Raw genomic sequence first — 12,410 nt, forward strand, 5'->3', positions numbered from 1 at the left:
GTTCGCCTCCGCCGCGCTCCCCTCCGCTCCTTCCACCGATCGGGAAAGGTCCCTTCGTGTCGACCCTGGACATCTCCGAACCGCCCGTCGCCGAGCTGGCGACCACATGGCTGCAGCACGCCATCGACCGGGCGGCGGCCCGTGGGGGCGGTCAGGTGCGCGTGCCCCCGGGCACCCACCGCACCGGAGCGATCCGGCTCCGCTCGGGCATCGATCTGCACCTCGAGGCCGGCGCGCTGCTGCAGTTCGTCCCGGATCCCGCGCTGTACCCGGCCGTCGAGGCGCGCTGGGAAGGCACGGCAGGCCTCGTCCACTCCCCGTGCCTGTTCGCGCACGGGGAGAGGGACGTCTCGATCACGGGCCTGGGAACCGTCGACGGGGGCGGCGCGACCTGGTGGGAGACGTTCCGGCAGCGGCGCGGCGACCTCGAGCATCCGCGCCCGACCCTGATCGGCCTGCACGGCTGCGAACGGGTCACGATCCGGGACGTCTCCCTGCGCAACTCCCCGGCCTGGACGCTCCACCCCGCCCTGTGCGACGACGTCACCATCAGCGGCATCCGGATCAGCAACCCTGCGGACTCGCCGAACACCGACGGGATCGATCCGGAGTCCTGCCGCAACGTGCGCATCAGCGACTGCCACATCGATGTGGGCGACGACTGCATCGCGATCAAGGCCGGCACCGAGCACACGCCGGACCGCGTCGCCTGCGAGAACATCGTCATCAGCAACTGCACCATGATCCGCGGTCACGGCGGGGTGGTGATCGGCAGCGAGATGAGCGGCGACGTCCGCAACGTCGTGATCAGCAACTGCGTGTTCCAGGGCACCGATCGTGGGATCCGTCTGAAGACCCGCCGAGTGCGCGGGGGAGTGATCGAGGACGTGCGGGTGACCAACGTGGTCATGGACGACGTGCTGTGCCCGATCACGGTGAACCCCTTCTACTTCTGCGGGCCGGAGGGCAAGGAGCCCCACGTGGGGGACCGCTCCGCGCGCGCCGTCGACGGGGGCACCCCGCGGATCCGCGGGCTCCATCTCGCACATGTCACCGCGAGGAACGTCCACGCCTCGGCGGGTCACCTCTTCGGACTGCCCGAGGCGCCCCTCGAGAACGTCACCCTCGACGACCTCGACGTCACCTTCGCCGCCGATCCGCGGCCGGGAGCGCCCGAGATGGCGCTCGCCGTGGAGGCCCGGACCCGATCCGGCATCGAGCTCGGGTTCGTGCGGGGCGGCGAGCTCAGCCGGGTCCGGGTGGCCGGCGCCGACGGGGCCGCGGTGTCCACACACGCCTGCGAGGGTCTCGAGCTGGAGGTCAGGGGGAGCGATGACGGTTCTGCATGAGTCCCGCCGGCTCCGCCGTCGCACCGCCGAGATGTGGATCGCAGGTGTCGGGATGGCGCTGGCGATTCTCTGCCTCGGCGGCTTCTGCCTGGTCATGAACGGGGTGGATGCCGCGACCTTCGAGCGCGACGTCATGCCCTCCCTGCTCGGCGCGGATCACGGCATGGGCCCGCAGGAGGCGTTCGAGGCGGCTCGCGTCCTCGGAGCCTGGTTCGGCGCGACCCTGATCGTGGTGCTGCTGCTGTCGACGGCCGGGCTCTTCCTCGCCCGTCGGCTGCCCACCCGCCGCACCACCGGCTGGTGGTTCTTCGCCGCGGGGCTGGTCCTGCTGCTGGGGAGCCAGCTGATCCTGTTCCCGCTCGCGTTCGTCTTCTTCGCGACCGCCGCCCTTTTCGCCCTGCGCCCGCTCACGGATGGAAGCCCTTCATGACCACCGCACCACCCAGCCCGCCCACCGACGCGGGGAGCAAGGCAGTCCTGGCCACGCGCCCGCCACGCCGAAACGGCCGGCCGCGCCTGCGCCGCCTCAGCACGGGGGAGCAGATATTCCGGGTGATCAACGTGATCATCCTCAGCGGCTTCTCCCTGATCTGCCTGATCCCGTTCGTCCACGTCATCGGCAGCTCCTTCGCGAGCCCCGGTGAGCTGGCCACGACCAACTTCCTGCTGATCCCGCGGGAGGTCACCCTCGATGCCTACCGCTACATCCTCTCGACCCCGACGATCTTCCGTGCGATGGGAGTGTCGGTGTTCGTGACCACAGCGGGCACGCTGCTCAGCCTGGTGGTCACGGCGCTGATGGCCTATGCCCTGGCCAAGCCGTACCTGTTGGGGCGCCGAACCATCAACTTCCTGGTCGTGTTCACCATGCTGTTCAGCGGCGGCATGATCCCCACCTTCATCGTGGTCTCCTCGCTGGGGCTGCTGGACTCGCTGTGGTCGCTGATCCTTCCGGTGACCGTCAACGCGTTCAACTTCGTGATCATGCGGAACTTCTTCCAGGGCATCCCCGACAGCCTCGAGGAGGCGGCGCGGATCGACGGCTGCTCCGAGCTGGGAGTGTTCGCGCGCATCGTGCTGCCGCTGTCCATCGCCTCGATCGCCACCATCGGCCTGTTCTACGCCGTGACCTACTGGAACACGTACATGCACGCGATCCTGTACATCAACGACTCCTCGAAGTGGCCGATCCAGGTGCTGCTGCGCCAGATCGTCATCGTCGCCAGCGGTGTCAACGCGGACGCCTCCTCGGTGAGCGTGGTGCCTCCGGCGCAGTCGGTGAAGATGGCCGTCATCACCGTGGCCACGATGCCGATGCTGCTGCTGTACCCCTTCATCCAGCGCTTCTTCGTCAAGGGCGCGCTCATCGGCTCGGTCAAGGGCTGAGCCGCACCCCACCGATAAAGGATGATCATGCCGTCCGTTCCCCGCCGCAGCCTCCCTGCCCTGGCCGGTGCCTCCGTGGGCGCCGCCGCCGTGCTCGCCGGCACCGCTCCCGCTCTCGCCCGGCCCACCGCGACCACGCCGGATGGCGTGCTGGCCCTGATGCGGGTCCCCACCGGCAGGTCCGGTGCCGGCGGCGGTCGCGTCTGGTCGCCGCGGCCGACGGGATTCGCCTCCGTGCCCTCCCCCGAGCTGCCGGAGGGCACCACGGGCGGACTCGGCGGTCGCGTCGTCACCGTCACCACGGCGGATGCGCTCGCCGAAGCCATCGCGGCCGACGAGCCGACGGTGGTGCTGGTGAGCGGGACGATCGAGTTCCCCAGCGGAACCATCACGGACGTCTCCGCGAACACGAGCATCCTCGGCGTCGGCCGCGGGGCCGAGATCGTCGGGGGCGGGCTGCGGCTGCTCGAGGTCTCCAACGTCATCATCCGCAACCTCACCGTCCGGGACTCCTTCGTCGCGGGGGACTGGGACGGCAAGTTCGAGACCAACGACAACGACGGCATCCGTGTGGATACCTCGCACCATGTCTGGATCGATCACTGCGAGTTCGCCCGGCTCGGCGACGGTCAGGTCGACATCCGCAAGGACTCGACCGACGTGACCGTGTCCTGGTCCCTCTTCCGCGACCACAACAAGACGCTCGGCGTGGGCTGGACCGACAACCTCGTCACCACGCTGACGCTGCACCACAACCGGTTCTCCAACGTCCACCAGCGCAACGGCAGCATCGATCAGGTGAGGATCGGGCACGTGTACAACTGCTGGCTCGCGGGCGCCAGCTCGTACGGCATGGCCTCCCGCGGTGCCACCGAGCTGCGCATCGAGCACAGCGTGTTCGACGCCGTCCGCAACCCGATCGGCACCAGTGACGAGCAGTCCCGGGTCGCGCAGAACGGCAACGAGCGCACCGACTCCTGGGGCGACTGGGAGGACACGGGCATCGACGTCGACCCCGCCGACCACTACGACTACGACCTCGACCCTGTCGATCAGGTGCGCGACCTGCTCACCCGGAATGCAGGCCCCCATGGGCGCACGGAGCGCACGCCGCGGCGCCTGCATGTCTCCCAGGACGGGACCGGTGACGTCTCCTCCATCCATGCCGCCGTGGGGGCCGCGTGGCGCAGCCCCCACCCCGTGGAGATCATCGTCCACCCCGCGATCTATCGCGAGGTGATCTCCGTCTGGCCGGGGTGCGACGGCCTGGAGATCCGCGGTGCCTCCGGTGATCCCGCCGACGTCGTGGTCACCTACGACAAACCTGCCACGGACTGGGCGACCGTCACCGTGTTCGCCCGGGACGTCGTGCTCGCCGCCCTCACGCTGGAGAACACCTACGAGGACGACACCGGGGGCGACCGCGCCGCCTATCCGCTGCGCTCGATCGACGACACGCTCCGGCTCGAGGACGTCCAGCTCACGGGCGGCCCCTGGGAGATATCGGATCCGCGCCTCTGACCAGGGAAGACCAGCCGCCGACACAACAGATCAAGGAAGATCATGATGGCCACATCCACCCGAAGCCGGCGCACGGCCCGCGCACTCGTGACCGCGTCGGCCGCCCTGATGCTGATGATTCCCTCCACCGCCGTGGCCGGCCCCGGCGGTACTCACGGCCCGCGCGATACGCACCCGCGCGATCCGGCCATCACCGACCGGCAGGTCCTTCCCGATGACGACGGCTGGGCCAGCGCCGGCGGCGGCACCACCGGCGGCGCCGAGGCGAACGAGGAGCACGTGTACGACGTCTCCACCCGGACCGAGCTCGTCAACGCTCTCGCCGACACCGGAGACGAGCCCGCGATCATCCGGGTCCACGGCACCATCGAGGTCAACGCCGACGAGAACGGTGATCCCCTCACCTGCGAGGAGATCGCCGAGGGCACCGGGTACATCCTGGAGGAATACCTCGAGGCCTACGACCCCGAGACCTGGGGCCGTGACCGTAAGCCCGACGGTGAGATGGAGGAGGCCCGCGAGGCCGCCGAGCAGAAGCAGCGCGCCCTGGTCGACATCCGCATTCCCTCGAACACGACGCTGATCGGCGCCGAGGAGGGCGCCGGGCTGACCGGCGCGAACCTCACCGTGAGCGGGGTCCACAATGTCATCATCCGCAACCTCGTGCTCGCCGACACCTATGACTGCTTCCCCTCGTGGGATCCCACCGACGGCGACGAAGGTGCTTGGAACAGCGAGTACGACAGCGTGCGGATCGTCGACGGCGCAACCAACATCTGGGTCGACCACAACGCGTTCACCGACGAGCCGATGACCGACGACAAGCTGCCGACGTACTTCGGACAGACCTTCCAGCGGCACGACGGTGCTCTTGACGTCACCAACGGCTCGGACCTGGTCACCGTCAGCTGGAACAGCTTCTCCGATCACGACAAGCTGACCCTGGTCGGGTCGACCGACAGCGCCGACCGTGGGGACCCGGGCAAGCTCCGGGTCACCTTCCACCACAACCTCTACGAGGGCGTGGGCCAGCGGGCACCGCGCGCCCGCTGGGGACAGGTCGACGTCTACAACAACCACTACGTCATCACTGACGACCAGACCGTCGACTACGGCTACTCACTCGGGGTCGGCCACGAATCGCATCTGTGGGTCGAGGCGAACGCCTTCGACATCACCGGTGACACGCAACCGGGGCAGCTCCTGTCCTTCCTGCGCGGCGAGGTCATCGTCACCGAGGGCAACCTCGTCAACCATCGTCAGGTGGACCTGCTGGCCGAGTACAACGCCAACGCCGATGAGGACGAACAACTCGCCGAGGACACCAGCTGGGAGCCGACGCTGCGGGCCTGCGAGCACAAGGTCCAGCACGTGGCCGGTGTGGTCGATGCCTGGGCCGGTCCCGAGTTCGGTCCTGCGCCGGGCCGTCTTCACGGAGGCTGCTGACCTCCGTCCGGCTGCGTCGCACGCCCCAGCAGCGTTCCCGCGGGAACGCTGCTGGGGCGTGCGGACCCTCCCGCGGGAACGTCTGTCGGCCGACGGGCCGTTCCCGCGGGAACGCCCCACGGCGCGAGTAGCGGCCATTGCCGAGCGCGCGGTCCCACGACGTGGACTCCGTGCCGTGGATCACGGTCAGACCCGCGATTCCGCATAGGCTTTCGGGATGTTCTCGAATCTCTCGGCCGGCGCGCTCGGCCTCTCCCTGGACCATCCGTCCGCCGTCGACCTCGCCGCGAAGCACGGCTTCGGCGGTGTCGACCCGGATCTCGGCTACTTCCGGTCGCTCGGCAGCACCGCAGCTGTGGCCGAGCACGCCGCGGCGGTGCGCGAGCGCGGCCTCGAGTGGGGGATGACCGGCCTGCCGATCGGCCTCGACGCTCCCGCCGAGGAGTTCCGCCGATCCCTCGCCGATCTGCCCGCCGCGCTCGAGCTGCTGAAGGCGGCCGGGGTCACCCGGGTGGGGACCTGGATCCGCCCGATGCACGACGAGCGCACCTACCGCGAGAACTGGCGGCTCTTCGCCGGCCGTCTCGCCCTGGTCGCCGAGCTCCTGGCCGAGGCGGGGATCCGCATCGGCCTGGAGTACATCGGCCCGAAGACGTTCTGGTCCACCGAACGCTTCCCCTTCATCCACTCGCTGCGCGAGGCACGGGAGCTGATCGCCGAATCCGGCGCGGGCAACGTCGGCCTGATCCTGGACAGCTACCACTGGTACACCGCCGGCGAGAGCGCCGAGGACCTGGTCGGCCTCACCGACGCCGACCTCGTCTCGGTCGATATCAACGATGCCCGCAGCGATCGCGAGCGCAACCAGCAGCAGGACCTGGACCGTCGCCTGCCGTACCAGACGGACGTCATCGACCTGGCCGGATTCATGGGCGCCGTCCATGCTGCCGGCTACACCGGGCCGGTGAAGGTCGAGCCGTTCATGAAGGAGCTGGCCGAGCAGCCCGTCGACGACGTCCTCGCGGACATCTCGAGCCGGCTCGACCGCGCCGTCGCGAGCCGCTGACGCACCGCCGCATCCCACCCCAGCGAAGGACGACGACATGGAACCGCCCCTGACCGGAGCCGACTCCGTGGCCGAGGCCGCCGTGGAGACCACCGCGACGGCCGAGGCCGCCACCGCCCGCCGCCGTCTGCGCTTCCTGCTGGGACTGGCCGATCACTTCGAGGACCGCCAGGGCCGGCGCAGCGCCCGCGCCGGCAGCACGGCCGACGGCGCGGCGGGCGACGGCGCGACGGGGGATGCGGCATCCCCCGAGACGTCGGCCCCCGCCGCAACGCCGCATCTGGACGATCTCCCCGCTGCGAGCGGCACGGAACCCCAGGACGTCCGGATCCGCACGGCCGACGGCGATGTGATCCCCGCCTTCCTCCTCCGCCCCGCTCCGGAGGTGGCGACGGGCGCCGCCGTCGTGCTGGTGGCCGGCCACGGCCGCGGCATCGACGACCTGGTCAGCACTGATCCGGCCGACGAGTACCACGACGGCCTCGCCCACAAGCTGGTGCGCGCCGGGCTGACGGTGCTGTGCCCGGAGATGATCAGCTTCGGACGGCGCCGCGTCCCCCGCCCGGACGGTGCCGAACCCTATGAGGACACCGAGAACTCGTGCGGCATCGATGCCGCCCGCCACCTGCTGCACGGCCGGCCGGTGATGGGCCACCGTGTGGCTGACGCCCGCGCCGCCGTGCAGGCGCTGCGCGAGGTGCCCGGGGTGGACCCGCAGCGGGTGGCCGTCGCGGGCGGCTCCGGAGGCGGGGCCGTCTCGCTGCTGCTGGCGGCGGTGGACCCGACGGTCGCCGGCGCCCTGGTCGCGAGCTATTTCTCCTCGTTCGAGGCGAGCCTGTGCTCGATCCGGCACTGCCCCTGCAACATCATCCCCGGCCTGCTGCCGGAGCTGGAGATGGCGGACATCGCCGCCCTCGTCGCGCCCCGGCCCCTGGTGCTGGAGGCGGGTGAGCACGACCCGATCTTCCCGATCGAGGCGACGCGCGCCTCGTTCGCGCAGCTGCCCCCGGTGTGGCAGGCGCTCGACGCCGCGCCTCCCGAGCTCGTCGTCACCGACGGCGGCCACGCCTTCCGCGGGGAGCGGTCCGTGGAGCTGTTGGCCGAGCGACTGGCCTGAGCCTCAGACCGCGTCGCCGAGCTTCCCGGACAGGCGCTCCAGGCGCTCCTGGCTCGCGCCGTCCAGCCCGATGATGCGGGCCTCCTTGCCGCGGTCGGTGTACTTCGACTGCACGGCATCCAGCGCCGCCACGGTCGAGGCGTCCCACACGTCGGCGTCGGTGAGGTCGATGATCACGACGTCCGGATCGCCCGCATAGTCGAACTGATAGACCAGATCGTTGCTGGAGGCGAAGAACAGCTCGCCCACCACGCGGTAGCGGCGGATCTCCGGGGCGCCGTCGTCGTCGATGTCGCTCTCCCACACCGGCTCGATGCGCACCAGGTGCGCCACCCGCCGGGCGAAGAGGACCATCGCGGCCAGGGTGCCGAGGATGACGCCGACGGCGAGGTTGTGGGTGGCGACCGTGGCGACCACGGTGATCACCATGACCAGGGTCTCCGGCACGGGCATCAGCCGCAGCGTCGAGGGGCGGATGCTGTGCCAGTCGAACGTGGCCACGCAGACCATGATCATGACCGCCACCAGGGCGCCCATCGGGATCAGACCGACGATGTCGCCGAGGGCCACCAGCAGGATCAGCAGGAACAGGCCGGCGAGGAAGGTGGAGATCCGGGTGCGCGAGCCGGACTGCTTCACGTTGATCATGGTCTGGCCGATCATGGCGCAGCCGCCCATGCCGCCGAAGAAGCCGGTGACGATGTTGGCAACGCCCTGGCCCCAGGCCTCGCGGGTCTTGTTCGAGTGGGTGTCGGTGATGTCGTCGACGAACTTCGCCGTCATCAGCGATTCCAGCAGCCCCACCAGCGCCATGCCCAGCGCGTAGGGGCCGATCAGCTGCAGCGTCTCGAGGGTGAGGGGGACGTCGGGGATGAACAGGCTGGGCAGGGAGTCGGGCAGCTCGCCCTCGTCGCCCACGGTCGGCACGCTCCAGCCCGAGAAGAACACGACGGCGCTGATGACGAGGATGGTGATCAGCGGGGCGGGGATCGCGGTGGTGATCTTCGGCAGCACCACCAACATCACGATGCCGACGGCCACCAGTGCGTAGACCAGCGGACCCACGCCCTGGCCGTACAGGTGCGGGATCTGCGCCATGAAGATGAGGATGGCCAGGGCGTTGACGAAGCCGGTCATCACCGAGCGGGGGATGAACCGCATCAGCTTGGCCACGCCCAGCGCGCCGAGGACCACCTGCAGCACGCCGGCCAGCAGCACCGTGGCGACCAGGTAGTTCAGGTCGCCCGTCTGGTGCATGACCGGGGCGACCACCAGGGCGACTGCGCCGGTGGCGGCGCTGATCATGGCCGGGCGGCCGCCGACGATCGCGATGGAGATCGCCATGGTGACCGAGGCGTACAGGCCGACGGCCGGATCGACGCCTGCGGCCAGCGAGAACCCGATCGCCTCGGGAATCAGGGCGAGGGCGACGACGAGGCCGCCGAGCACCTCGGTCTTCAGGCGGCGGGGGTCACGGAGCGCCTCGAGGACGCCCATCGGGCGCTGCTGGGAATGCGCGGGGGCGGGAGCGCCGCCGAGGGCAGGGCTGACTGACGTCACGAAGCATCCTTGGGGAGAGGAGATGGGAGGGAGGCCCGAGGAAGCGGACGAGTCCGAGGGCCGACGACCAACCCTCACGTTACGGGAGGTTCAGTGGTTCTCGCACCCGGCGGGCGTTGCGCGATGGGTCACAGGTACGGGGTCGAGGGGTGGCAGCGACGGTCTACCGATCCGTCGCGTCCAGGGCGGTCCCGCTCTCCTCGGGGCCGGCGATCTCGCGCAGACGCGCCAGGAACTCGTCGGCCATCGCCACCTTCTTCTCCAGAGCGCTGCGGCGCTCGATCGCGATCTGCTCGAACTCGCGCAGTGTGCGGAGGGCCTCGGCGGGGGCGCCCGGCCCGTCGGCCGCGTCGGCGACATCGAGCAGCTCGCGCATCTGCTCGAGGCTGAAGTCCAGCGGTTTCATCCGTCGGATGAGCAGGATGCGTTCGACGTCCTGCTCGGAGTAGAGCCGGAACCCGCCCTCGGTGCGCTCCGAGGGGGTGACCAGGCCGATCTCGTCGTAGTGGCGCAGCGTGCGCAGGCTCAGCTCGGTGCGCTCGGCGACCGCTCCGATGTGCAGCAGTTCGCGATGATCGTCCGTCGGGCTCATACGGTCAGTGTGCCCGATGGGGCGGCGCCCTCAGATCAGCCGGGAGAGGTCGATCTCCACGGGCCGTTCATCCCTGAGCTCCACGTCGAGCAGTGTCTCTCCACGACGCACCGAGTGGGTGCCCAGCGCCCCCGGACCCACCGCGCGCAGGTGCAGCGCGGTGACGTCGGCGTCGGCCCAGGTCATGTCGACCTCGATGCCGGGCCGCGCCCGTAGGCCGCGGACCGACCCGTCGGTCATGATCGGTGGCAGCGCAGGCAGCAGCTCGATCTCGCCACGGTGGCTCTGGAGCAGGCATTCGGCGAGAGCGGCGACGATCCCGATGTTGCCGTCGATCTGGAACGGCGGATGGGCGGAGAAGAGGTTCGGGTACAGGCCGCTGCGCTCGACGCCGTCGGCGGTCTCGGCCGGGCGCAGGTACAGCTCCAGCAGGGCCTGAACCCGGTCCGGGCGGCGAAGGCGTGCCCACAGGCAGGTCTTCCACACCAGCGACCACCCCGTGGCCTCGTCCCCGCGGGCCTCGAGCGAGGCGGCCGCGGCGCGGGAGAGCTGATCGGACACGGGATCGGTGCCGGGGTAGAGGAAGCCGAGGTGGGAGACGTGCCGGTGCTCGGGCTCGACCTCCTCGAGCCCGTCGGCGTGCCATTCGAGGATGCGGCCGTCGGCCCCCGTCCGCGGCCCGGGCACCCGGTCCAGCGCCGCCCCGGCGCGGCGGACGATCTCGTCGTCACCGCGGCCGGTCAGGCGGGATGCCGCGATGAGGAGCTCGAAGATCTCCCGCACCAGCCAGCGGTCCATGCCCGTGCCCTCGCTGAGCCCGACCGGGGTGCCGCCGGGTGCGACCCATTCGTTCTCCGGGGAGGTCGAGGGGAAGGTGAGCAGCTCCCCGCCCTCCGTCTCCCACAGCAGATCGAGAGCGAAGGCCGCTGCGTCGCGCAGCGCGGGGAAGCGGCGCTCGGCGATCGAGCGCGGCTCCTCCCCGCCGAAGGCGGCGATCGAGGAGAGCTCGCGCTCGAGCCAGAGGCCGCCCATCGGCCACGAGGACCACTTGGGATTGCCCCGCACAGGATCGGTGTAGCCCCACGGGTCCGAGTTGTGGTGGACGGTCCAGCCGTCGGCGCCGTACACACGGCGGGCCGTCTCGCTCCCGCTCTCGCGCAGCATTGCGACGTAGCCCTCCAGGGCCCCGGCTGCGCCGGGAACGTGCGCGACGCCCGCCGCCCAGTGGTTCATCTCCAGATTGATGTTGACCGTGTAGTTCGAGTTCCACGGCGCCAGGACGTGGGGATTCCAGATGCCCTGGAGGTTCGCCGGCGGCAGGCCCGGACGCGAGGAGGAGGCGAGCAGGTAGCGGCCGTGGGCGAAGGTGGTGGCGAGCAGCTCCGCATGCTCGGAGCCGCTGAGCTCCAGCTCGACATCGCCGGCCCCGAGCGGGAGACGCTCGAGGTGGCGGCTGCGGAGGTCGAGCTCACCGCGCGCCACCGCGGCGTCGGCCTGGCCCGTCGCCTCGGCGAGAGCGTCGGCGAGGGGGCGGTCGGGGTGCCGGCCCATGCCCTGCCACGTGGTGACGATGGCGCAGACGACCAGGATGCGGCCCCTCTCGCGCCGGGTGCGGACGACGACGGCCGCTCGGCTCGCGTCCTCGGCGTCCCACGCGAGCTCGGCGACATCGCCGTGGCGGGTCGGCACGCCGTCCGACGGGGCGCGGAGGACGAGGGTGAGGCCGTCCGGCCCGGAGGTGCGCCGTTCCTCGACCAGGGGGGAGGTGAACTTGAGCGCGACGTCGGCGCCGTCGGGGCAGGGGGCGGCATGGACCAGGACCTCGTCGGCGGTGCTGACGAAGGTGCGGTGCTCGCCGTCGGGCGTCCGTGCGGTGTGCTCGAACCGTGTGAGATCGAGTGTGCGCTCGACGAGCTGCTGGGTCCCGTCCGCGCGGGACAGGCGCACCTGCAGATCCCCGACGGGCTGATAGGCCTGTGCCCACGCGGCCCCGAGCTCCTCGATCGAGTTCTGCGCCTCGACGATCTGCCCGGATCCGAACTGCGATCGGGCACGCGTCAGAAGCTCTGCCGCGTCCTCGCGCGAGGTGCACCTGTTCCGGGTGGTGCTGGGGGAGCCGGACCACAGGGTGGTCTCGTTGAGACTGAAACGCGCCACCTCGGGGTCACCCCAGACCATGGCACCGATCCGACCATTTCCCAGAGGCAATGCCTCCAGCCAGCGCGTTGCGGCGTGACGCCGGTTGAGAGTATCGGGCGGCGTCATGACAGGTTTCTCCTCGGGATCGGGGGTCGCGGTCCCAGCGGCAGCGCGCTGGGCATCGCGTCTCGGCAACGCTAAACATCCTATGTCTGAGGAGCCATGGCGTCGAGG

General features: G+C 70.4%; 10 protein-coding genes. 7 read left to right on the plus strand and 3 right to left on the minus strand.

Annotation, left to right across the window (positions count from 1 at the left end):
* Window positions 1-56: 56 nt before the first annotated feature.
* From ACFQRJ_RS08150 to ACFQRJ_RS08180, 7 genes are all read left to right on the plus strand, one after another.
* Window positions 57-1,349 carry a glycoside hydrolase family 28 protein gene (locus tag ACFQRJ_RS08150; RefSeq protein WP_377018496.1) on the plus strand — a complete coding sequence of 431 codons (1,293 nt, stop codon included), beginning with the start codon at window positions 57-59 and terminating at the stop codon, window positions 1,347-1,349.
* Window positions 1,333-1,779, plus strand: a complete 447-nt coding sequence (locus ACFQRJ_RS08155; protein ID WP_377018497.1) for a hypothetical protein — start codon at window positions 1,333-1,335, stop codon at window positions 1,777-1,779. Before ACFQRJ_RS08150 ends, ACFQRJ_RS08155 begins: the two co-directional genes overlap by 17 nt.
* Window positions 1,776-2,735, plus strand: a complete 960-nt coding sequence (locus ACFQRJ_RS08160) for a carbohydrate ABC transporter permease (protein WP_377018499.1) — start codon at window positions 1,776-1,778, stop codon at window positions 2,733-2,735. The genes ACFQRJ_RS08155 and ACFQRJ_RS08160 overlap by 4 nt, the downstream gene beginning before the upstream one ends.
* 27 nt (window positions 2,736-2,762) lie before the next feature.
* Complete coding sequence (locus tag ACFQRJ_RS08165) at window positions 2,763-4,256, plus strand: right-handed parallel beta-helix repeat-containing protein (protein ID WP_377018500.1); 1,494 nt, start codon at window positions 2,763-2,765, stop codon at window positions 4,254-4,256.
* Window positions 4,257-4,301: 45 nt separating this feature from the next.
* The gene (locus ACFQRJ_RS08170) at window positions 4,302-5,702 is read left to right on the plus strand and encodes a polysaccharide lyase family 1 protein (protein WP_377018501.1); all 1,401 of its coding nucleotides are present in this window, start codon (window positions 4,302-4,304) and stop codon (window positions 5,700-5,702) included.
* 217 nt (window positions 5,703-5,919) lie between these two features.
* Entirely contained in the window at window positions 5,920-6,768 is an 849-nt protein-coding gene (locus tag ACFQRJ_RS08175) for a sugar phosphate isomerase/epimerase family protein (protein WP_377018502.1), read from the plus strand.
* Between the two features lie 37 nt (window positions 6,769-6,805).
* Entirely contained in the window at window positions 6,806-7,885 is a 1,080-nt protein-coding gene (locus ACFQRJ_RS08180) for an alpha/beta hydrolase family protein (RefSeq protein ID WP_377018503.1), read from the plus strand.
* Between the two features lie 3 nt (window positions 7,886-7,888).
* On the opposite strand, the gene ACFQRJ_RS08185 is transcribed toward ACFQRJ_RS08180, so the two are convergent.
* The 3 genes from ACFQRJ_RS08185 to ACFQRJ_RS08195 form a co-directional block, all read right to left on the minus strand.
* Complete coding sequence (locus ACFQRJ_RS08185) at window positions 7,889-9,382, minus strand: SulP family inorganic anion transporter (RefSeq protein WP_377018612.1); 1,494 nt, start codon at window positions 9,380-9,382, stop codon at window positions 7,889-7,891.
* 226 nt (window positions 9,383-9,608) lie between these two features.
* A complete protein-coding gene (locus ACFQRJ_RS08190; protein ID WP_377018504.1) occupies window positions 9,609-10,037 on the minus strand; it encodes a MerR family transcriptional regulator in 429 nt (142 codons plus the stop codon).
* 30 nt (window positions 10,038-10,067) lie between these two features.
* On the minus strand, window positions 10,068-12,302 hold the full coding sequence (locus ACFQRJ_RS08195; protein ID WP_377018505.1) for a glycoside hydrolase N-terminal domain-containing protein: 2,235 nt from the start codon (window positions 12,300-12,302) through the stop codon (window positions 10,068-10,070).
* Between the last annotated feature and the right edge of the window lie 108 nt (window positions 12,303-12,410).

Source organism: Brachybacterium sp. GCM10030252 (assembly GCF_042666535.1).
GTDB lineage: Bacteria > Actinomycetota > Actinomycetes > Actinomycetales > Dermabacteraceae > Brachybacterium.

What these genes read in the sequence shown, in the direction of transcription:
- ACFQRJ_RS08155 (WP_377018497.1), top strand. Translation starts at nt 1,333, where the DNA reads ATGACGGTTCTGCATGAGTCCCGCCGGCTCCGCCGTCGCACCGCCGAG.
- ACFQRJ_RS08170 (WP_377018501.1), top strand. Translation starts at nt 4,302, where the DNA reads ATGGCCACATCCACCCGAAGCCGGCGCACGGCCCGCGCACTCGTGACC.
- ACFQRJ_RS08195 (WP_377018505.1), bottom strand. Translation starts at nt 12,302, where the DNA reads ATGACGCCGCCCGATACTCTCAACCGGCGTCACGCCGCAACGCGCTGG.
- ACFQRJ_RS08180 (WP_377018503.1), top strand. Translation starts at nt 6,806, where the DNA reads ATGGAACCGCCCCTGACCGGAGCCGACTCCGTGGCCGAGGCCGCCGTG.
- ACFQRJ_RS08165 (WP_377018500.1), top strand. Translation starts at nt 2,763, where the DNA reads ATGCCGTCCGTTCCCCGCCGCAGCCTCCCTGCCCTGGCCGGTGCCTCC.
- ACFQRJ_RS08190 (WP_377018504.1), bottom strand. Translation starts at nt 10,037, where the DNA reads ATGAGCCCGACGGACGATCATCGCGAACTGCTGCACATCGGAGCGGTC.
- ACFQRJ_RS08160 (WP_377018499.1), top strand. Translation starts at nt 1,776, where the DNA reads ATGACCACCGCACCACCCAGCCCGCCCACCGACGCGGGGAGCAAGGCA.
- ACFQRJ_RS08175 (WP_377018502.1), top strand. Translation starts at nt 5,920, where the DNA reads ATGTTCTCGAATCTCTCGGCCGGCGCGCTCGGCCTCTCCCTGGACCAT.
- ACFQRJ_RS08185 (WP_377018612.1), bottom strand. Translation starts at nt 9,382, where the DNA reads ATGGGCGTCCTCGAGGCGCTCCGTGACCCCCGCCGCCTGAAGACCGAG.